The sequence below is a fragment of the Paracoccus denitrificans genome (assembly GCF_900100045.1).
Taxonomy (GTDB): Bacteria; Pseudomonadota; Alphaproteobacteria; order Rhodobacterales; family Rhodobacteraceae; genus Paracoccus; species Paracoccus denitrificans.
In genome coordinates this window covers 25,363-45,840 of record NZ_FNEA01000020.1, presented here as the reverse complement: position 1 = coordinate 45,840, position 20,478 = coordinate 25,363, and the positions used below count along the sequence as shown (strand labels likewise).

Annotated in this window: 15 protein-coding genes; 12 read left to right on the top strand and 3 right to left on the bottom strand. The window is 67.1% G+C overall.

Translation table 11 applies throughout. From position 1 onward, the window contains the following. Nucleotides 1-105: 105 nt before the first annotated feature. The 4 genes from BLT64_RS17430 to BLT64_RS17415 all read left to right on the top strand — a co-directional run bounded on the left by BLT64_RS17430 (nt 106) and on the right by BLT64_RS17415 (nt 5,059). Nucleotides 106-1,965, top strand: coding sequence for an amidohydrolase (locus tag BLT64_RS17430; protein ID WP_011749753.1), 1,860 nt, complete (start codon nt 106-108; stop codon nt 1,963-1,965). A 91-nt stretch (nt 1,966-2,056) separates the two neighbouring features. Further along, nucleotides 2,057-3,637 (top strand): MFS transporter, encoded by a 1,581-nt coding sequence (locus BLT64_RS17425; protein WP_011749754.1) that lies wholly within the window; start codon nt 2,057-2,059, stop codon nt 3,635-3,637. A gap of 40 nt (nt 3,638-3,677) precedes the next feature. Then, the gene (locus BLT64_RS17420) at nt 3,678-4,070 is read left to right on the top strand and encodes a DoxX family protein (protein ID WP_011749755.1); all 393 of its coding nucleotides are present in this window, start codon (nt 3,678-3,680) and stop codon (nt 4,068-4,070) included. 44 nt (nt 4,071-4,114) lie between these two features. Further along, nucleotides 4,115-5,059: a pirin family protein gene (locus BLT64_RS17415; RefSeq protein ID WP_011749756.1), complete on the top strand. Its 945-nt coding sequence runs from the start codon at nt 4,115-4,117 to the stop codon at nt 5,057-5,059. A 163-nt stretch (nt 5,060-5,222) separates the two neighbouring features. Here BLT64_RS17415 and BLT64_RS17410 read toward each other — a convergent pair whose 3' ends face one another. Next, complete coding sequence (locus BLT64_RS17410; RefSeq protein ID WP_011749757.1) at nt 5,223-6,350, bottom strand: FUSC family protein; 1,128 nt, start codon at nt 6,348-6,350, stop codon at nt 5,223-5,225. After that, nucleotides 6,347-6,817 carry a MarR family winged helix-turn-helix transcriptional regulator gene (locus tag BLT64_RS17405; protein WP_011749758.1) on the bottom strand — a complete coding sequence of 157 codons (471 nt, stop codon included), beginning with the start codon at nt 6,815-6,817 and terminating at the stop codon, nt 6,347-6,349. The genes BLT64_RS17410 and BLT64_RS17405 overlap by 4 nt, the downstream gene beginning before the upstream one ends. Nucleotides 6,818-7,067: 250 nt before the next feature. On the opposite strand from BLT64_RS17405, the gene BLT64_RS17400 reads away from it, so the two are divergent. The 8 genes from BLT64_RS17400 to BLT64_RS17365 all read left to right on the top strand — a co-directional run bounded on the left by BLT64_RS17400 (nt 7,068) and on the right by BLT64_RS17365 (nt 18,130). After that, nucleotides 7,068-8,219, top strand: a complete 1,152-nt coding sequence (locus tag BLT64_RS17400) for a LysR family transcriptional regulator (RefSeq protein ID WP_041530361.1) — start codon at nt 7,068-7,070, stop codon at nt 8,217-8,219. A gap of 153 nt (nt 8,220-8,372) precedes the next feature. Then, nucleotides 8,373-9,755 (top strand): hydantoin-5-propionate amidohydrolase, encoded by a 1,383-nt coding sequence (gene ertD, locus BLT64_RS17395; RefSeq protein ID WP_011749760.1) that lies wholly within the window; start codon nt 8,373-8,375, stop codon nt 9,753-9,755. Beyond that, nucleotides 9,755-10,993 carry a Zn-dependent hydrolase gene (locus BLT64_RS17390; RefSeq protein ID WP_011749761.1) on the top strand — a complete coding sequence of 413 codons (1,239 nt, stop codon included), beginning with the start codon at nt 9,755-9,757 and terminating at the stop codon, nt 10,991-10,993. Before ertD ends, BLT64_RS17390 begins: the two co-directional genes overlap by 1 nt. A 1-nt stretch (nt 10,994) precedes the next feature. Continuing rightward, the gene (ertC, locus tag BLT64_RS17385; protein ID WP_011749762.1) at nt 10,995-12,086 is read left to right on the top strand and encodes a thiohydantoin desulfurase; all 1,092 of its coding nucleotides are present in this window, start codon (nt 10,995-10,997) and stop codon (nt 12,084-12,086) included. 2 nt (nt 12,087-12,088) lie between these two features. After that, on the top strand, nt 12,089-13,747 hold the full coding sequence (ertB, locus tag BLT64_RS17380; protein ID WP_011749763.1) for a thiourocanate hydratase: 1,659 nt from the start codon (nt 12,089-12,091) through the stop codon (nt 13,745-13,747). Between the two features lie 112 nt (nt 13,748-13,859). After that, a complete protein-coding gene (locus BLT64_RS17375; protein WP_011749764.1) occupies nt 13,860-15,203 on the top strand; it encodes an MFS transporter in 1,344 nt (447 codons plus the stop codon). Nucleotides 15,204-15,229: 26 nt separating this feature from the next. Continuing rightward, nucleotides 15,230-16,894, top strand: coding sequence for an HAL/PAL/TAL family ammonia-lyase (locus tag BLT64_RS17370; RefSeq protein ID WP_011749765.1), 1,665 nt, complete (start codon nt 15,230-15,232; stop codon nt 16,892-16,894). A 342-nt stretch (nt 16,895-17,236) separates the two neighbouring features. Then, a complete protein-coding gene (locus BLT64_RS17365) occupies nt 17,237-18,130 on the top strand; it encodes a helix-turn-helix domain-containing protein (protein WP_175474414.1) in 894 nt (297 codons plus the stop codon). A 44-nt stretch (nt 18,131-18,174) separates the two neighbouring features. Here the strand turns inward: BLT64_RS17365 and BLT64_RS17360 are convergent, their stop codons facing one another. Continuing rightward, nucleotides 18,175-20,274, bottom strand: coding sequence for a TonB-dependent siderophore receptor (locus tag BLT64_RS17360; protein ID WP_011749767.1), 2,100 nt, complete (start codon nt 20,272-20,274; stop codon nt 18,175-18,177). Nucleotides 20,275-20,478: the final 204 nt, after the last annotated feature.

Sequence of the window (20,478 nt, the reverse complement as noted above, 5' to 3'; positions counted from 1 at the left end):
GAGAAAGGAGCCGCAGATGTTCCGCCCCACACGCCGCCAGACCCTCATGGGGCCGCCGCTTCGGCCCTGCTGTCCTCAACCCGCACATTCGCGCAGGAGACGACCATGCCGGAAAAAGACCTGATCATCGTCAATGCCAAGGTGACGACGCTCGACAAGCAGAACCCCTCGGCCGAGGCCGTGGCCATCCGCGACGGCCGGTTCCTTGCCGTCGGCCCGGAAGCCGAGGTGCGGGCCGCCGCGCCCGAGGCGGACATCATCGACGCGGGCGGGCGCCGCCTGATCCCCGGCCTGATCGACAGCCATACCCATGTGATCCGAGGCGGGCTGAACTACAATATGGAGTTGCGCTGGGACGGCGTGCCCAGCCTGGCCGAGGCGATGCGGATGCTGAAGGACCAGGTCGCCCGCACGCCCGCGCCGCAATGGGTGCGCGTGGTCGGCGGCTTTACCGAGCACCAGTTCGCGGAAAGGCGCCTGCCGACGCTGGACGAGCTGAATGCCGTGGCCCCCGACACGCCGGTCTTCATCCTGCATCTCTACGACCGGGCGTTGCTGAACGCCGCCGCGCTGCGGGTCGTGGGCTATACGAAGGACACGCCCGATCCGCCGGGGGGCGAGATCGTCCGCGACGCCAAGGGCAATCCCACCGGCCTGCTGCTGGCGCAGCCCAATGCGACCATCCTTTACTCGACGCTGGCCAGGGGGCCGAAGCTCGACCCGGAATACCAGCTCAATTCCTCGCGCCATTTCATGCGCGAATTGAACGGGCTGGGCGTCACCTCGGTCATCGACGCTGGCGGTGGGTTCCAGAACTATCCCGACGATTACGAGATCGTCGAAAGGCTGCATGCCGAGGACCAGCTGACGGTGCGCATCAGCTACAACCTGTTCACGCAAAAGCCCAAGGAGGAATTGGCCGATTTCTCGGGCTGGGTAAAGCAGGTCAGCCCCGGGCAGGGCGACGACACCTATCGCCACAACGGTGCCGGCGAGATGCTGGTCTATTCCGCCGCCGATTTCGAGGATTTCCGGGTGGAGCGCCCCGAGATGCCGCCGAACATGGAGGCCGACCTCGAACCCGTCATCCGCCTGCTGGCCGAGAACCGCTGGCCCTGGCGGTTGCACGCGACCTATGACGAGACGATCAGCCGCGCGCTGGACGTGTTCGAGAAGGTGAACCGCGACGTGCCCCTGCAAGGCATCAACTGGTTCTTCGACCATGCCGAGACGATCAGCGAGCGCAGCATCGACCGGATCGCGGCGCTGGGCGGCGGCATCGCGGTGCAGCACCGGATGATGTATCAGGGCGAATATTTCATCGAACGCTACGGCGCGAAGGCGGCCGAGAACACGCCGCCGATCCGGCGGATGCTGGAGGCGGGCCTGCCCGTCGGCGCCGGCACCGATGCGACGCGGGTGGCAAGCTACAACCCGTGGGTCTCGCTGTCCTGGCTGGTGACCTCGCAGACCCTGGGCGGCACCCGGCTTTATCCGGCGCAAAACCGGCTGGACCGCGAGACGGCGCTGCGGCTCTGGACCGAGGCGAACACCTGGTTCTCGAACGAGCAGGGCAAGAAGGGCCAGATCGAGGCGGGACAGCTGGCCGACCTGGCGCTGCTGTCGGACGATTACTTCTCGGTCCCCGAGAACGAGATCGTGCACCTGCGCTCGGTCCTGACCGTGCTGGGCGGCAAGGTCGTGCATGGTGGGGACGAGTTCGGCCCTCTGGCCCCGGCGCTGCCCGCGCCGATGCCCGACTGGTCGCCGGTGGCGCGGTTCGGCGGCTATTATCGCACGGCGGAGCTGCAGCAGGACCGGACCCGGTTCGCCGCCGCCTGCGGTTGCGGGCAGGGCTGTGCGGTCCATGGCCATGACCACGCCGCCGCGCTTGGCGCCGATGTGCCGGCCTCGGACGCCCGGACCTTCTGGGGCAGCTTCGGCTGCGGCTGCTGGGCCGTCTGAGCCGGACAGGATCGTAGCGGCGGGATGCGCGCATCCCGCCGTCCACGGATACCGATGCCTGGTGTCCATTCCCTTTTCGAGAGGTATCGAGATGGCCGAACCGAACCCCGGGACATCCGGTCCCCTGACTTTCCCGGTCTTTCGCGCGCTGTGGATCGCGACGATCATATCCAACATCGGCACCTGGATGCACGATGTCGGCGCCGCCTGGCTGATGACCTCGCTGTCGCCCAGCCCGCTTCTGGTCGCCCTGGTGCAGGCGGCGACGACCCTGCCGATGTTCCTGCTGGCGCTGCCCGCCGGGGCGATGGCGGATATCGTCGACCGGCGAAAGCTGCTGCTGGCGGCGCAGGTGCTTGGCCTTTCCGCGGCGGCGACGCTTTCGGTCCTGACCCTGCTGGGCCTGACCGGCCCCTGGGTCCTGCTGGCCGCGACCTTCGTGCTGGGCGTCTCGGCCGCGATCAGCGCGCCGGTGTTCCAGGCCATCGTCCCCGAACTGGTGGACAAGCAGGCGCTGCCCGATGCCGTGGCGCTGAACAGCTTGGGCGTGAACATCTCGCGCGCCATCGGCCCGGCGCTGGGCGGCGTGATCGTCGCGCTGGCGGGCACCCCGGCGGTCTTTGCGCTGAATGCTGTTTCGGTGCTTGCCGTCCTGGGCGTGCTGTTTCTCTGGAGGCGTGCCGAGACGGCGCACAGCCTGCCGCCCGAGCACTTCTTCGGCGCCCTGAAGGCCGGATACCGCTATGCGCGGCATTCGCCTGCCATGCGGCTGGTGCTGATCCGGGCGGCGGGGTTCTTTCTGTTCGGCAGCGCGCTCTGGGCCATGCTGCCGCTGGTCGGCCGCCGGATGCTGGGGCTGGACGCCGCAGGCTATGGCGCGCTTCTGGGCTGCATGGGTGCGGGCGCGGTGCTTGGCGCGCTGCTGCTGAAGAGGCTGCGCAGGACGGTTCCCGCCAACCGCATCTCGGTCTGGGCGACGCTGCTGTTTGCGCTGGCGACATTGACCCTGAGCCTTGTTCCCAATGCCTGGATCGCGGGCGCGGTCATGTTCCTGGCGGGACTGGCCTGGATCGGGATGCTGACCTCGCTGAACGTGGCGGCGCAGACGGCCTCTCCGGGCTGGGTGAAGGCGCGGGCGCTGGCCGTCTATCTGCTGGTCTTCCAGGGCGCGATGACGGGCGGCAGCGTGTTTTGGGGCACCGTCGCCTCGGCGGCCGGCGTGCCGGCGGCGCTGGCGGCCGCGTCGGTGGGGCTGGTCGCCTCGGTGCTGCTGGCGCGGGTCTGGCGGCTGCCGAAGGATGCGACGACCGACCTTGCCCCCTCGAACCATTGGGCGGAACCCGTCGTCGCCGTCCCGCCGGGGGATGATCGCGGGCCGGTGCTGATCGAGATCGAGTATCGCGTCGATCCGGCCCGGACGGCCGAGTTCACGGCCGCGCTGCGCCGGTTCAGTGCCACCCGCCAGCGCGACGGCGCGATCCGCTGGGATCTGTGGGAGGACGTCGCCGAGCCGGGGCGGCTGGTCGAGGCTTTCGTGGTGGAAAGCTGGGTCGAGCACCAGCGCCAGCACGCCCGCGTCACCCATGCCGACCAACTGGACCAGCAGATGCTCAACGCCTTCCATATCGGCGAAGCGCCGCCGCTGGTCAGGCACCTGCTGCGGCCGTCCTGACCCGGCCGGCGTTTGAAAATGACACCAACCAAGGACCGGCATGATGAAGCAAGCCCTGAAACCCTGTGAACCCGTTTTGCTCAGCATCCTCAGGATCGTGGCCGCGCTGGTGATCTTCAGCTACGGCACGCAGAAGATCCTCGGCTTTCCGGCCAGCGACCGGGTGCCGCCAACCGGCTCGCTGCCATGGATCGCGGGGGGTTTCGAACTGGTCGCGGGGTTCATGGTCCTGGTCGGGTTCCGGACCCGCATCGCGGCCTTCGTCCTGTCCGGGGTCATGGCCTTCGCCTATTTCCTCGCACATGCGCCGCAGGGGTTCTATCCGGCGCAGAACGGCGGCGTTCCCGCCATCCTGTTCTGCTTCGTCTTCCTGTACCTTGCGGCGGCGGGGGCTGGCCCGATCAGCCTCGATGCCGCCTTGCGCAAGACCTGATACCGTAAGCCTTCGCATCCCCGGACCCACGAAAGGAGCCCGACATGAGCTGGAACCCCACGCAGAACCCGGATTGCCCCGACCGCAAGGGCCTGGAATCCATCGAGACGCTGATCATTCCGCGCGCCCGCGACCTGGGCGGCTTCGAGGTGCGCCGCGCGCTTCCCGCGCCGCGCCGGCAGATGGTCGGCCCCTTCATCTTCTTCGACCAGATGGGCCCGGCCGAATTCCTGACCGGCGGCGGCATCGACGTGCGCCCGCACCCGCATATCGGGCTGGCGACGGTGACCTATCTCTACCAGGGCGAGTTCCATCATCGCGACAGCACCGGCGCCGACCAGATGGTCTATCCCGGCGAGGTCAACTGGATGATCGCCGGCAGCGGCGTCACCCATTCCGAGCGCACCAGCGAGGAGATGCGCAAGCGGCCCGGCTCGCTCTTCGGCATCCAGACCTGGGTCGCGCTGCCGGAGGGCGAGGAGGACCGCGCCGCGGGTTTCGAGCATCACGGCCGCGACGCGCTGCCCTTCCTCGAGGACGGGGGCAAGCAGGTGCGGCTGATCCTGGGTTCGGCCTGGGGCGAGCGCGCGCCGGTCAAGACCTTTACCGAGACCTTCTATGCCGATGTGGTCCTTGCCGCCGGCGCCAGCCTGCCGCTGCCCGACGATCACGAGGATCGCGGCGTCTATGTGGTCGAGGGCAGCATCCTGGTGGCCGGCGAAACCTTCGAGGCCGGCCGGATGATGGTGTTCCGCCCCGGCGACCGCATCAGCCTGAAGGCCGGCGAGGCCGGCGCCCGGCTGATGGTTCTGGGCGGCGAGACCATGAACGGGCCGCGCTACATTTCCTGGAACTTCGTCGCGTCGTCGCAGGAACGGATCGATGCCGCCAAGGAGGCATGGGCGCAGGGCGACTGGGAGCACGGCCGCTTCCGGTTGCCGCCGGGCGACGAGGACGAGTTCATTCCCTTGCCCGATCGGTTGAGGTGAAGGGACGCGCTTCGGACACGGCACGCGGCATCGGCCCCGGAATGGGAACGTAGCAAAAGGGGAGAGCGCAGCCTGCTCCCCGCCCGAACGACATGGGCGGGGGCGGGCCGATGCCGCCGAGACTTGCCCCTTGCCCGCAACATTTGGGGCGCATGTCATCCGGTTATGGTTTCGATCCGCCCATCCTGGCACCATTCCTCAGCACCGCCAGGTGCCGGCGGTCGTCGACCGTCGACAGCAGGACCGACATCGCGATGCCGATCACGGCACCAAGAAGCGTGTCGAACACGCGTTCTGGCGCGATGTCCGGCCCGGCGCCATGCGGGGTGCCGAGATGGGTCATCAGCAGCGCCATCGGGGTGACGAACACCTGGCCGAAGGCATAGTTGATGCCGATCACGACTTCGGTCAGCAGCTGAAGCATCGCCAGCACGGCGATCATGGCCCAGACCGAGGGCTCTTGCAGCAAAAGGGTCCAGGCCAGCATGGCCCCAAGGACCGTCCCGGCCATGCGCTGCATCGCCCGGCTCATCGTGATGTGAAGATGCGCCCCCTGCATGACCGCCAGCGTGCCCATCGCGGCCCAGGCCGGGTGGTTCGCGCCAAAGGCATGGCTCGCAAGGATCGCGATTCCGGCTCCGGCAGCGCTGCGCGACGCTGCCGACAGGCGATGGTTCAGCGGGTGCTGCGGTTCTGCCGGAAACGGGCGCATCGCGGTGGGCAGGTGGCGCAAGCCCTCGGTCGCGGCGCAGATCGCCCAGGCGAGCGCCGCCGCCGCTGCCGTCGCCGATACGCGCGCGACCAATTGCTCGAGACTCAGGTCCGCGGACATCGAGGCACCGGCCGCAAAGACGAAGATCAGCGCGCCGGGCGCGCCGAACCCGCCGGTCGTGCAGACGAACAGAAAGACTCCGCAGGAAAGCGCCAGCAGGACCAGTTGCATGACGACCGGGGCGCCCAGCCAGGCAAGGCCGGACATGGCAAGGACCGCCAGCACCTGCCAGAGCGCGCAGAGGAACACGATCCGCTTGCGGCCTTGCGCCGGTGCGAAGCGGCCGAACAGGGCCACGAGCGCCCCGAGCGAGGCAAAGCCGATGAGATGCGGCCAGGGCGACAGGTGGACGAGCGGCAGCACGATGGCCGCGGTGATTGCGGCCTGCGCCCCGGCCAGCACCGAGTTTCGCAGGGAAGGTTGCTTCGACAGCGCCATGCTGTCCGTCAGTTGGCGCGGATGCAGCAGGTGGCGCAGGGCATCGCGGCGGCGCAGCGCGACGGCCTTTCCGGCCATCATGGCCTGCCTCCCGGGTCGGCCTTGCCATCCAGGGCGATCATGCGCCGCTCGATCGTCTCGAAATGCCGCAGCATGTCGCCGATCTCCGTATCCGAAAGATCGACCAGGATCGCCTCTTCGGCCCGCCCCAGTTCCTTCCGTATCTCGCCGACCCGCACCTTGCCGGCCGGTGTCAGGTGGATCAGCCGGGCCCGGCCGTCAGCTTCGTCGCGGCGGCGCTCGATCAGCCCCTCGCGGGCCAGGATGTCCAGCACGCGCACGAGGCTTGAACCATCGACCCCGACAAGCGCGGCAAGATCCTTTTGGGTGATCCCGCCGCCGGTCTCCTGAAGATGAACCAGCGGCACCCAGGTCGCATCGGTCAGCCCGGCTTGCGCAAGCTGTGCCTCGATACTCCGGCGCCAGCGGCGGGCAAGCAGGGAGAATCTGATGCCGAAGCGGGAGCGGAGGGAAAGATCGTGGGTCATGGCGTCGATATAGGAGTATATAAATTGATTTGCAATACAAATTATATATGCGTGAGGGTGAAGGGGCGCGAGCCCGGATTGCCGCGGCGATCCTGATGGGACGGCTTCCTTTCAGCCAATGCGACCACTGGAAGCCCCTGACGCGACGGACGTGGCTCGTGAGGTTCCGACGACGGAGAGCAGTGCCGCGACGCCTTGCAGGGCGAACACACGTCAAGCATATGTCAGCTATCGAACACACGGGGAAACCTTGCGGACCTCCACGCTGATTCTGACGGATCTCGCCCTGCGTCACGGCGGCGTGCGCGCCGCTTCGCGGGCGGCGCGGGTGCCGGTCTCGACGATTTCGGCCGCTCTGACCCGGGTCGAGGATAGCCTGTCGCTGAAGCTCGTCCGGCGCAGCCAGACCGGACTTGTCCCCACTGTCCAAGCGGCCCGGCTTGCACCGGCGATCAGCGAGATGGCGGATATCGCCCGTGCTATTCATCAGGTTGGGCCGGACGAGGTGCCGGAATGTCCGGCCTCCCTGGCTGCGCTGTTCCGGCTGGCGGCTGTCACGCGACTTGGTTCCATCCGCCGCGCAGCCTCCGAAATGGGCGTCGGTCAGCCGCAACTGACTCGCCAGATCGCGCAGGTCGAAAGCAACCATGGCCAGGTCCTGCTGCACCGGGGCAGCAAGGGAATCTCCCTTACGCCCGAAGGTGAGCGGGTGGTGCGACTGATCGAACGGTTCGAGCTTGCCTGGCGGGCGTTCACGGGTGAAGCGACGCCGGTCTATACGATGGCTTCGCGCAGATTCGCCCTGGGATCGATCATTCCCGCAACCGCACGTGGCAATCTTGCCCATCTGGTGGCGACGATCACCTCTCGCCTCTACATGCAGAAGGGCGTCACGATCACCGTCGCCTCGGCCATTGCCGAAGATCTGCTGACCGGCCTTGATACCGGCCGCTTCGACGTGGTGCTTGTCGATACCGACCTGCACGACCCGGCCTATCGGCAGCACGAGCTAGAGCGCACCCCCGTCGCCATCGTCGGTCGCGGCCTTCCGCGGCAGCGGCCGGAGCAAGAGGAACTGACGGAGATCCTGGCCCGCAAGCCCTTCGTGCTTCAGTCCCGGCGCAGCGGCCTGCGCCAGCGCGCCGAAAGCTTTCTGAACAGATACGCGACGCCCGACTGGCGCTCGCGCATTCCGGTTGTCGAGGTCGATTCCCTGCCGGTCATCGTCAACATGGTGGCGGGCGGCGAGTATCGGTCGCTCTTGCCCCGCTCCGTTGGCAAAACGCTTTCCGAATGCGTCGCCCTTGATCTGCCGTCCGAATTCGACCAGTTCCTGCAACTGACCTGGAAGCGGTCGCCGAAGGCCGAGCGCTTTGCGCAGGAAATACTTTCGGGCCTCTGATCCGGTCCCTTGCCCCTTTTGAGCAATGTTGCATGTGGTTCGGCGGGAGCGCGAGCCGGCGCATGTCCATGAAATCGCCATAAGGTGTCCTGATTTTGGGATATACCCGAAATCCCGCCAAATCTCGTAGTCGAAACCTGACTGGAGGAAGGCATGGCAGATTTCGATACGGTTTTGACGGGGCGGATCATCCTGACGGATCGCGAGATCGCCCGGGGCTACGTTGCCATTCGCGATGGCAAGACGGCGCTGGTCGGCGAAGGCGCGGCACCCGCGGGGCGCGAGCGGCATGATTTCGCAAACGGCATCATCCTGCCCGGCGCGGTCGATGCGCAGGTGCATTCGCTGTCGCAAAGGGGGGCCGAGGGTTTTGCCGCCTCGACCCGCGCTGCTGCGGCTGGCGGCGTCACTACCATCGTCGACATGCCCTATGACGAGGGCAATCTGGTCTGCTCGGCCGAGGCCGTGGGCCGCAAGGTCGCGATGATCGACAGCGATGCGCGCGTCGATGTCGCGCTTTACGGCACCATCCGCCCCGAGGAAGGCCCGGCCCGTATCGCCGAACAGGCGGCGGCGGGCGTTTGCGCCTACAAGTTCTCGACCTTCGGAACCGATCCTCTGCGGTTCCCGCGCATCCCGCCGGCGCTGTTGCGTGCCTGCTTTGCCGAGGTCGTGAAGACCGGATTGGCGGCGGGCGTTCACAACGAGGACGATGCCTATGTCCGCGCGGCGATCGCCGAGGTCGAGGCCGCGGGCATCACCGACTGGCGCGCGCATGGCCTGTCGCGGCCGGAACTGGCCGAGACGCTGGCAATGCTGCAGATCTACGAAACCGGCGCCGAAACCGGCTGTCCGGCCCATGTCGTCCATTGCTCGGTCGGCCGTGGCTACGAGATCGCGGCGATGTATCGCGGCGCCGGCCATCGCTCGACCGTGGAATGCTGCATCCATTACCTTGTCCTGGATGAGGAAAACGATGTCGCGCGGCTTGGCGGCAAGGCCAAGATCAACCCGCCCGTCCGTCCCCGCCGCGAAGTCGAGGCGATCTGGAGGCACCTGGCCGAGGGCCGCGTGTCGATGGTGTCAACCGATCATGTGAGCTGGAGCGAGGATCGCAAGACCGATCCCGATATGCTTGGGAACGCCTCCGGCGTGCCGGGGCTCGAGGTGATGGTGCCGCTTTTCGTCAAGGGCGCGATGGCGCGCGGCGTGCCGCTGGTCTGGGCGGCGCGGCTGATGGCCGAAAATCCGGCCCGGCATTTCCGCCTGGATCATCGCAAGGGCGGGCTTCGGGCCGGGCGCGATGCCGACGTGACGGTGCTGGTCGACCGGCCCGCGGTCTATGACGCCGCCAGCAGCCGCCATTCCATCGCCGGCTGGTCACCCTATCACGGTATGGAACTGCCCTGGACGGTCGCGGCCACCTGGCGGCGGGGCGAGATGGTCTTTGACGGGACCGAGGTCCTTGCCGTGCCGGGGACCGGCATCTTCGTGCGCCCGCCCGAAACGCTCGGCCTGCGCGAAGGGTTGCTGTGATGCGGCGCAATCTCGACGCCTCGGCCGAGGCAATCGGCAGGGATATCGATGCGCTGGCCCGGATCACCGATCCCGGGCGCCCATGGACGCGCCGCGCCTTCTCGCCCCGTTTCGACGAGGGGCGCGACCATCTGCGCCGGCGCTTCGTCGCAGGGGGGTTGCAGGTCTCGACCGATGCGGGCGGCAACCTGATCGGCCTGCGCAAGGGCACCCGGCCGGGGGCGGGGACGATCATGCTGGGCTCCCATTCGGATACCGTGCCGGATGGCGGGCGTTTCGACGGGATTGCGGGCGTCGTCGTGGCGCTGGAGGTCGCGCGCATCCTTGCCCGCCGCGGTGCCGTCCTGCGTCACGATCTTGCCGTGGTCGATTTCCTGGCCGAAGAGGTTTCGGTCTTCGGCGTCTCTTGCATCGGTTCGCGGGCAATGGCCGGGGTGCTGCCGCAGGATTGGCTGGGACGCACCAGCGACGGGCGTGATCTTGCGCGGGCAATGGCGGATGTGGGCGGTGTTCCCGAAAGCCTTCACGGGCCGCTGCGCGACGATCTGAAGGCCTTTCTGGAGCTGCATATCGAACAGGGCCCGGTGCTGGAGGCCGAAAGGATCGGGCTTGGCATCGTCACGGCCATCGTCGGCATCACCCGTGTCGAGATCGTGATCTCTGGCCGCCCGGACCATGCCGGCACCACCCCCATGGGGCTGCGCGCCGATGCGCTTGCCGCCTCGGCCCGGATCGTGACCCAGATCGAGGCCCGCGCGACGGAGCTGTCGGCCGGTCCCGCGCATTTCACCGCCACGGTCGGCGAATTCGAGATATCTCCGAATGCTGCCAATGTCGTGCCCGCCCGTGTCCGCATGCTTGTCGATATCCGCGCCGAGCGCGCCAGGGACAAAGAGGCCTTCGTGACCTGGTTGACGGGTCTTGAAGCCGCGCCCGGCATCACCGTCGAAACGCGGCTGATTTCGGACAATCCCGGCGTGGGCATGGATGACGGCTTGCAGCGGAAACTGGCCGAAGCCGCCGACGGGCTGGGCGCGGCCTGTCGCAGGATGGTGTCGGGTGCGGGCCACGATGCGGCCTTCATGGCGCGGCTTTGCCCCTCGGCGATGGTGTTCGTGCCATGCCGCGAGGGCCGCTCGCATTGCCCCGAGGAATGGGCCGAGACAGCCGACCTCGCCCTGGCGGCCGAGGTGCTGGCGAACACGGTCATGGAACTGGACAGGAAACGGGAGGGCTGAAATGGCCAGAGTTCTGACGGAAAAGGATGTCGAATCCGCGGTGCGCGGCGGTGCGGTTTATGCGGCGGGCGGCGGCGGTTGGGTTCATCACGGGCGCATGCTGGGCTATGCGGCGGTCAATGCCGGCGCGCCCGAACTCGTCTCGGTCGACGAGTTGCATGAGGACGACTGGGTCGCCACGGCCGCGGCCATCGGCGCGCCCGCCTCGACAACGCCATGGGAGATGCGCGGCGTGGACTACGTCAAGGCCGTGCAGCTTTTGCAGGATGCGCTTGGCGCGAAGGTCGCGGCGCTGATGATCGGGCAGAACGGCAAGTCCTCGACGCTGAACGCCTGGCTTCCCTCGGCCATTCTTGGCTGCAAGGTGCTGGATGCGGTCGGCGACATGCGGGCGCATCCGACCGGCGACATGGGCGCGATCGGCATGGCCGGCAAGCCCGACGAATCCATCCAGACCGCGGTCGGCGGCAATCGCGAGCAGAACCGCTATATCGAACTGGTCGCGCGCGGGGCGACCGGCCGCGTCTCGCCCATCCTGCGCACGGCATCCGATATGTCGGGCGGCTTCATCGCTTCGGCGCGCAATCCGGTCCGCGCCGGCTATGTAGCCCGAAACGCGGCCCTTGGCGGCATCTCCAGGGCGCTGGAACTGGGGCACGCCATCATCGCAGCCGAACCGAAGGGCACCGCGGCCGTGCTTGACGCGATCATCGCGACGACCGGCGGCACCATCCTGACCGAGAGCGAGATCACCGCCATGGATGTCGTCTATACGAACGAGGCCTTCGATGTCGGCACCGTCACGCTGGGCGCGGGCGACAAGGCGCTGACGCTTCACGTGATGAACGAATACATGGCGGTCAGCGCCGCCGACGGCAGCCGCCTTGCGACCTTTCCGGATGTCATCACCACCCTGTCGCAGGAGATGGAGCCGCTGTCGGTCGGCGAACTCAGGGTGGGGATGAAGGTTCATCTGCTGCATGTCGCCAAGGCCCTGATCCCGGTCGGCGCGGGGCTGATGGACCCCGCGATCTATGTTCACCCCGAAAAGGTCATGGGCATCAACCTGACCGATTATGCGTTGGCGGTTTGAGCATGCCCAGGGACAATCCACGCAATCCCGGCTTCCCGATCCCTTCGGGATCCGAACTGCGCGCCAAGGGCTGGCGGCAAGAGGCGCTGCTGCGGCTGATGGAAAACGTGCTGGCGGTAGGCGAGGATCCAGATAACCTTGTCGTTTACGCAGCACTCGGCAAGGCTGCGCGCGACAAGGCCGCCCATGACGCCATCGTCCGCGCGCTGACCGTCATGGACGAGGACCAGACGCTGGTCATCCAGTCCGGCAAGCCGGTCGGGTTGATGAAGACCTCGGCCGAGGCGCCAAAGGTGATCATGGCCAACTGCAATATCGTCGGGCAATGGGCCAATGCTGAGACCTTCTACGACCTGGAACGCAAGGGCCTGGTCTGCTGGGGCGGGCTGACCGCCGGAGCATGGCAGTATATCGGCTCGCAAGGGGTCATCCAGGGCACCTATGAAATCTTCATGCGCATCGCCGAGCGTCGCTTCGGCGGCACGCTGGAGGGGCGCTTCGTCCTGACGGCGGGCCTTGGCGGCATGGGCGGAGCGCAGCCCTTGGCCGGACGCATGGCGGGCGCCGCGATCCTGTGCGTCGAAATCGATCCAGAACGGGCCCGCAAGCGCCGGGAAATCGGCTATCTCGACGAAATCGCCCCCGATCTTGACGGTGCGCTGGCGCGGATCGAGCAGGCGCGGGCAAAGGGGCAGGCGCTGTCCGTCGGCCTTGTCGGCAACGCGGCCGAGATCTATCCTAGGATCGCTGCGCGCGGGATCGTGCCGGATATCGTGACCGACCAGACCTCGGCCCACGATCTGGTCTATGGCTATGTCCCGGTCGGCTACGATCTGGAGCGGGTGCGCCGGTTGCGCAGTCAGAATCCCTCGGAACTGATCCCGGCGGGGCGGGCGTCGATTGCGCAGCATGTGAGGGCGATGCTGCACTTCCAGCGCGCGGGGGCCGAGGTCTTTGACAACGGCAACCTGATCCGCACCCAGGCGCAGGCCGGCGGCGTCGCGGATGCCTTCGACATCCCCGTCTTTACCGAGGCCTATCTGCGTCCGCTCTTCTGCCGCGCCATCGGGCCGTTCCGCTGGATGGCCCTGTCGGGGGATCCGGCCGATATCGCGCGCATCGACGATCTGGTGCTGGAAATGTTCCCGGACAACAGGATCGTCACCAACTGGATCCGGCTAGCGCGCGAGAACGTCCCCTTCGAGGGGCTGCCCGCCCGCATCGCATGGCTTGGCCATGGCGAGCGCAGCGCCCTGGCCCGGCGGGTCAACGAACTCGTCGCCGCGGGAGAGCTGAAGGGGCCGGTCGCCTTCTCGCGCGATCACCTCGACTCGGCGGGCATGGCGCATCCGAACATCATGACGGAGAACATGCGCGACGGCTCGGACGCTATCGCCGACTGGCCGCTGCTGGATGCGATGCTGCTTTGCGCCTCGCGCGCCGACCTGGTCGCGATCCATTCGGGGGGCGGGGGCTATGCGGGCTACATGACCTCGGCGGGCGTCACGATCATCGCGGACGGCACCGCGGCGGCGGACGTGCGGCTGGAGCAGGCGATCGACAACGACACCGGGCTTGGCGTCATCCGCTACGCCGATGCGGGCTATCCCGAGGCGCAGGACGAAGTCGCCCGCAAGGGCATCAACCACCTGAAACTCTGATCCTCTGCCGGGCGCGGCAGCCAGAACCCGCCAAGGGTCCGCCTGCGCCCGGAAGAAGCCAAACAGCAATCAACCAGCGCCCGCGGTTACCGACGGGCAAAGGGGAGGAAAGATGGAAACCACACGGCAGGACTGGCGGAGCGTGCCCGCCAAACGATCATCGCCGGGGCGCGCGGTCGCCGCGGCCTCGATCGGCAACGCGCTCGAATGGTACGACTTCACCGTCTATGCACTGTTCGCGATCTATATCGCGCAGAACTTCTTTCCGGGCGGCGACGATACCGTCGAACTGGTCAAGGCCTTCCTGGCCTTCGGTCTCGGCTTCGTGATCCGCCCGCTGGGGGCCGTCGTGATCGGGGTCTATGGCGACAAGGCCGGCCGCAAGGCGGCGCTGTTTCTGACGATCATGATCATGGCGGCGGGGACGCTGCTCATCGCAATTGCGCCGACCTATGCCGCGATGGGCATCGGCGCGCCGCTGATGATCCTTGCCGGCCGCGTTCTGCAGGGCTTTTCGGCGGGTGGCGAGATCGGCGGCGCGGCGGCATTTCTGGTCGAGCATGCGCCGGCCGACAAGAAGGGCAAATACGCCTCGTGGTTGCAGGCGAGCATGGCGATCTCGAACATCATGGGCGCGCTTGTGGCCTTCGCCGTCACATCGCTCCTGACCGAGCAGCAGGTCGGGGACTGGGGCTGGCGCATACCCTTCTTCATCGGTGTCCTGATCGCGCCGGTCGGCCTGTGGCTGCGCAAGACGCTGGACGAAACCCCGGCCTTCCAGGCCGAGCGGGCCAGCGCCGGGCGCGAACCCGCCGCCGCGCCGCTCAGGCAGGTCTTCTCGGACTATCTCGGCCACCTGATCAAGGGCTTCGCCTTTTCGATCCTGTGGGCGGTCTGCGTCTACGTGCTGATCATCTACATGCCGATCTTCGTCCAGAGGGCCTTCGGCTTCACCCCCTCGCAGGCCTTCACCGCCTCGCTGATCGGCAACGTCTTCCTGGCCGTGGGCTGTGTCTGCGCCGGCACCGTCTCGGACAGGATCGGGCGTCGCCTGATGCTGGGAGCCTCGGCGGCGCTGATGCTGGTCGCGGTCTATCCGTTGATCTCGTGGCTTCAGGCATCGCCGACGCTGACCACCCTCGTCATCGTGCAAAGCCTCTTTTGCATCATGGTCTCGGGCTTCGTGGGCGTGGCGCCCGCCACCCTTTCCGAAGTCTTTCCGACCCATGTCCGCACCACCGGCATGTCGCTGGCCTACAATGCCGCCGTGACGATCTTCGGCGGGTTCGCCCCCGCGACGCTGACATGGCTGGGCAGCACGGGGATCGGTTTCCATGCGCCCGCATTCTACGTCATGGCGGCCGCCGCCGCGTCGCTGATCGCGGTGCTGGTGCTGCCAAAGCCCTATTCGACGAATTGCGGGCGCGGGGCCGTTCCGGCCCCCGCCGATCCTTGATGCGGCAACCATGGAAAGGAAATCTCATGTCCGTTCGAACCGGAACCGGCCGCCACCACTGCCTGACCGCCCTTTGCCTGACGGCCGCGCTTGGCGGTTCCGCCGCATGGGCCGAGGATTGGACCATCGACGGGCGAACCCTGACGGTCGAGCAGGTCGCGGGCATCGCGCGGGACGACGGCGCCAGGATCGTCCTGACTCAAGGCGCGGACACGCAGATCGCCCAGGGCTTCGCCCTGGTGATGGAGGCGGCGCTGCAAGGCAAGGCCGTCTACGGGCTGACGGTCGGCGTCGGCTGGAACAAGGACCGCCCGGTCTTTGCGATCAAGGACGGCAAGCGGGTGCTGGACGATGAGCTTTTGCAGCTGTCGCGCGCCTTCAACCTGACCTCGTTGCGCGCGCACGGCGCGGGCGTGGGCGAGCCGATGCCCGTCGAGGCGGTGCGGGCGGGGATGGCCATTCGCCTGAACCAGATCGCGACAGGGCGGACGGGCGTGCAGCCCGCCGTGGCCGAGATGTATCGCCAGTTCCTTGAGCGCGGCATCACGCCGGTCGTGCCCTCGCGCGGCTCGGTGGGCGAGGCGGACATCACCCTGGCCTCGCATATCGGCCTGGCCATGATCGGCGAGGGCGAGGTGTTCGTGAACGGCGACCGCATGGCTGCCCGGCAGGCATTGTCGGATGCGGGGATCGCCCCATTGGAGCCGGTCGGCAAGGACTTCCTGTCGATCCTCAGCACCAATGCGCTGACGGCGGGGCATGCTGCCCTGCTGGCCCATGACGTCGACGCCTATCTGGACAAGGAAGCCATCGTCTTTGCCCTTGCGCTGGAGGGGTTCAACGGCAACGTCGCGCCGTTCCTGTCCGAGACGAACGATATCCGCCCCTTTCCGGAAAACCTCGCCGGCGCACGGGCGATCCGCGATGCGTTGCAGGGCAGCTATCTGTGGTCGCCCTCCGATGAGCGCGCCTTGCAGGATCCGCTGTCGTTCCGCACCATGGCCTATGTGCTGGGCGGCGCCCGGGTCGCGACGCAGGACCTGGTGAAGGTGCTGGAAATTCAGATCAACCACAGCGACGACAATCCGGGGGTCGTCGTCGGCGCGGTGGATGAAAAGACCTCGGCCCAGGTCTCCGCCTATTTCATCGAGGGCGAGGTCGCGGGCGCGATCTATCCGACCGCGGGCTTCGAGATGCTGCCGGTGGCGACAAGCGTCGAGGCGTTGAATGCCGCGTTGGTGCGCCTGTCCCAGGCGATCACCATGCAGACGATCCGTTTCGAAAATCCCGAGATGACCCACCTGCCGCGCTTCCTTGCGGCCGAGACCAATCACGGCCATGCCTTCGGGGCGATCCAGAAGCCGCTCGTGGCGCTTCTGGCCGAGAACCGCCAGATCGGTGCGCAGGCCCCGGCCGGCTCGGTCGCGATGGCGGGGAATATCGAGGATCTGGACAGCCACGCGCCGCTTTCCGTCGCCAATCTGGGGCGGATCCTCGACAATCTCTACTGGATGTCCTCGATCCAGTTGCTGCATGCCGCCCAGGCCGTCGACCTGCGCAAGCGGCCGGCATTGGGGAGGGCCACGAAGAACCTTCTCGACGATTATCGCCGGCACGTTCCCTTCGTCGACAAGGATCGCATCTACTCCGAGGATTTCGCGGCCGGGCGCCGTATCCTCATGGAACGATGACCCGGCATCTTGGCCCGAGACATCGCCTCGGGCCGAGTTCGAGCGCATTGTCCGCGCCATGATGTCGCCATGAGGATGGGTAGGCAGTGCGACCGGCAGGCTGTTGTCCGGGGGGCTTGGCTCGCGCTGCAAGGCGGGCAGCTCGTGACCCTGGGCGAGTGCGCAGGCCGCTTCGTCGCTGCGACGGCCAGCCCGGCCTGATTGGGTGTGCTGCATATTTGCGACAGGCATGCCCAATCCGAACGCGGCGGGACAGGACGGATTGCGATGGCTGAGAATTTCCCTAAGGTATTCTTCCCATCCACGCCTTCCGGCCCCGAAGGCTTACCAGAGCCGCATGCGATGAGCTATCGCCATTCCATGACCTGCTATACCGAGGGCATCCGGCCCACGATGCCCGTCCGGTGGCGCGGACTCGACGGGCTGGTCAGCGTCTATTGGGAGGCCGAGGGCCAGACCGGCGCCCAGGGCTATTACCTGTCGCCCGACCCGCGCATCGTCTTCTTCTTCAACGACGTGTCCTCGCATATCCGCATCTCGAACCGCGACGACGGCATCGGTCGCCATTGCCGGCCGATGACACGGGCGATCTATGTGCCGGCCGGCGTGCCGATGTGGACCCGCTTCACCGCGCCGCATGTCTTTTCGCATCTGGACCTGCATGTGCACCAGGACCGGCTGCTGCGCTTTCTGTCGCCGCCGCTTGGCCGCTCCGAGGCGCTGAGCGTCCTGCGCCGCCCCGTCGAGATCCAGGACGCCGTCGCCGTCGATGCGCTGGCGCGGCTGCTGGTGGACGAGGTGGCGGTGCCGCGCAAGCATGGCATCTATGCCGAAAGCCTGGTCGGCAGCATCTTCAGCGCCCTGCTGGACGTGCCGCAGCAGACCGGCGAACGTCCCGCGGCGCTGCTGACGCCTGCGCAGATGAAGCGCCTGCAAGCGCGGCTGGCGACCCGCCCCGACCGGCGGCTGACCGTGGCCGAGATGGCAGAGAGCGTCGGCCTGTCGGAAAGCTGGTTCGCGCATGTCTTCAAGAACACGACCGGCACGACGCCGCTGCAATGGCAACTGGGCCAGCGCATCGACCTGGTCCAGCGGCTGCTGCTGGAATCCGACCTGCGGCTGGCCGACATCGCCGCGCAGCTCGGCTTTTCCGACCAGGCGCATCTGACGCGGGTGTTCCGCAAATCCTGCGGCGAACCGCCGGCGACCTGGCGCCGGGCCCGGCTTGCCGGCTAGGGATCGGCGCCCCGCCCGCAGGACGGGCAGGGCGGGCGACGGGATTACCAGGTCCGGCGCAACGTGGCGGTGATCTCGCGGCCGGGATTGTAGGTGATGGCGCCCGAGGCGGCCTCGCGATGCTTTTCGTCCAGCAGGTTGGTCACATTGACCGAAAGCACCGTGTCCTTGCGCAGGGCATAGCTGTAGGCGGCATCGATCAGCACCGCGGCATCTGATTTGGAGCCGTTGTCATCGCCGTTATAGGCCGTGCCCTTGTAGCGTGCACCGATGCCGAAGGTCATGTCGCCGCGGGCACCGTGGCCTTGCAGCGTATAGTCCATCCAGACCGAGGCCAGATGCCGCGGGACGTTGCCCAGACTGTTGCCCTGGTTGGGCGACAGCCGGTCGGTGATCTCGGTATCCGTATAGGAATAGGCCGCGATCAGGTTCAGTTCGGGCGAGATCTCGGCCCGCGCCTCCAGCTCGATGCCGCGGGCCCGGATTTCGCCGATGGTGCGGGGCACGGGCGGGTTCTCGGAGGTGTCCTGCCGGGTGATATTTGTCTTGCGCAGGTCATAGACCGCCGCCGTGAACAATGCGTTCATGGCGGCCGGACGGTATTTCATCCCCAGTTCGTATTGCTCGCCTTCCTCGGGCTCGACGGTCAAAGCGGCGGGCAGCACCGATTCGGCATAGCTGAAATAGGTCGAAAGCTCGGGGGTGATCTTGTAGGTCAGGCCCAGGCGCGAGGTGGTCTTGTTGAAATCGGCCTGGGTCCTGGTTCCGTCAAGCGCCGTGCGCGACAGGTCCATCCGGTCGTGGCGCAGGCCGATGGTGGCGATCAGCCGGTCCGAGAAGGTCAGCTCTTCCTGCAGGTAGATCGAGGCGATGCTGTCGTCGGTCCTGGTCCCGGTATAGGGGGCGAGCGCGTCCAGATCGAGCCCGCCGGTATAGACCGGGTCGGTGTAGTCGATCGATGAAGCCGGCGCATACCAGGTCCTCGAATCGGCCGAGATGTCGCTGTATTGCAGGCCGACCAGCGTGCGGCTGCCGACGGTGCCGAAATCTGCGTCGTATTGCAGATGCACGTCCGCCGCGAACTGCTCGGCCGAAGAGGCGTTGGCGAAATAATAGCGGTCCGCCGGGTTCAGGCCGTCGGCATCCCAGATATAGACATAGCCGAAGCCGCGGTCCTCGTCGCTGTATCGCGCATTGGCCCCGAATTTCAGGCCATTGCCGAAATCATGGTCGAAGAGCACGCTCAGCGATGTGCGCTCGTTCTCCAGATAGTTGAAATCCGGCTCGCCGAAGAAGCGGTCGCGCGAAAAGTTCGTGCCCGGCGGAAAGCCCGATCCGGTCGAGCCGTCGCGCTTCATGTAATCCAGCACCACGCTCAGCGAGGTCCGGTCGCTGGGCCGCCAGGTCAGGCCGCCCATCAGCAGGCTGGCGTCGTTCTTGCTGTAGTCGAGCTCCTTGTCCGCCCTCTGCACCCGGCCGGTCAGGCGCCATGACAGCGTGCCGTCCCTGGTCAGGTTGTCGCCGAAATCGACCCCGACCTCGCGGTGGTCGAAGGATCCGGCGGTCACATAGGCTTCGCCGAACCGCTGGGTGCGGGGCAGCTTGGTGGCATAGTTCACCGCGCCGCCGGGTTCCGAGGGACCGCCGACGGTCGAGTTGCCGCCCTTGACCACCTCGACCCGCTCATAGGCAAAGGCGTCCTCGCGGATGCCGCCGAACGCCTTCTGCATCGGCAGCCAGTCGCGATAGACCGAGGCGTCGAAGCCGCGCAGCTTGTAATAGTCGAAGCGGTCGTCGCCGCCGTAGAAGTCGGTCGTGACGCCGGCGGTATAGCGCAGCACCTGCTCGACGGTTTCCGCGCCGCGCTGCCGGATCTCCTTGCTGGTGATGACCGAGACCGAGGCGGGCGTGTCCAGCACATCCGTCGCCATCCTGCTGCCCGCCATCGTCCGGGTCGCGACGATCGAGCCTGCGTCGTCGTCGGTGCGGTTGCTCTCGATGACGACGGTGTCCAGAACGATGCTGCGGTTGTCCTGGGCATGCACCGCCTGGGGCTGGAAGGCGGCGACCAGCGCGGTGCAGCCCAGCAATGCGGCGGTCAGGCAGCGGGGCCGGGCATTTCTGAATCGGGGTTCAATCGGCATGACAAGGGTCCAGTTTCGTTGTGATGGCGATGCGGGACAGCGCGCTGGCCAGGGACTGGCGGCGAATCCGGCGGCGGGTCCGTCGGGTGCCCAGCATCGTTCATTGCGCGTCCTACGCCGGATCGGCCGCTGCTGTATTGAATAATCCTATTCTTTTTGTCGGAATCCACGGGAAAATGTCGCCGGTTTTGGTCAGGAACCGAT

Bases quoted from the DNA above. Each gene is read 5' to 3' on its own strand.
- BLT64_RS17370 (WP_011749765.1), top strand. From the start codon at position 15,230: ATGTCCGTTCGAACCGGAACCGGCCGCCACCACTGCCTGACCGCCCTT.
- BLT64_RS17390 (WP_011749761.1), top strand. From the start codon at position 9,755: ATGCGGCGCAATCTCGACGCCTCGGCCGAGGCAATCGGCAGGGATATC.
- BLT64_RS17420 (WP_011749755.1), top strand. From the start codon at position 3,678: ATGATGAAGCAAGCCCTGAAACCCTGTGAACCCGTTTTGCTCAGCATC.
- BLT64_RS17410 (WP_011749757.1), bottom strand. From the start codon at position 6,350: ATGATGGCCGGAAAGGCCGTCGCGCTGCGCCGCCGCGATGCCCTGCGC.
- BLT64_RS17365 (WP_175474414.1), top strand. From the start codon at position 17,237: ATGAGCTATCGCCATTCCATGACCTGCTATACCGAGGGCATCCGGCCC.
- ertB (WP_011749763.1), top strand. From the start codon at position 12,089: ATGCCCAGGGACAATCCACGCAATCCCGGCTTCCCGATCCCTTCGGGA.
- BLT64_RS17375 (WP_011749764.1), top strand. From the start codon at position 13,860: ATGGAAACCACACGGCAGGACTGGCGGAGCGTGCCCGCCAAACGATCA.
- BLT64_RS17430 (WP_011749753.1), top strand. From the start codon at position 106: ATGCCGGAAAAAGACCTGATCATCGTCAATGCCAAGGTGACGACGCTC.
- BLT64_RS17425 (WP_011749754.1), top strand. From the start codon at position 2,057: ATGGCCGAACCGAACCCCGGGACATCCGGTCCCCTGACTTTCCCGGTC.
- ertD (WP_011749760.1), top strand. From the start codon at position 8,373: ATGGCAGATTTCGATACGGTTTTGACGGGGCGGATCATCCTGACGGAT.
- BLT64_RS17405 (WP_011749758.1), bottom strand. From the start codon at position 6,817: ATGACCCACGATCTTTCCCTCCGCTCCCGCTTCGGCATCAGATTCTCC.
- ertC (WP_011749762.1), top strand. From the start codon at position 10,995: ATGGCCAGAGTTCTGACGGAAAAGGATGTCGAATCCGCGGTGCGCGGC.
- BLT64_RS17360 (WP_011749767.1), bottom strand. From the start codon at position 20,274: ATGCCGATTGAACCCCGATTCAGAAATGCCCGGCCCCGCTGCCTGACC.
- BLT64_RS17415 (WP_011749756.1), top strand. From the start codon at position 4,115: ATGAGCTGGAACCCCACGCAGAACCCGGATTGCCCCGACCGCAAGGGC.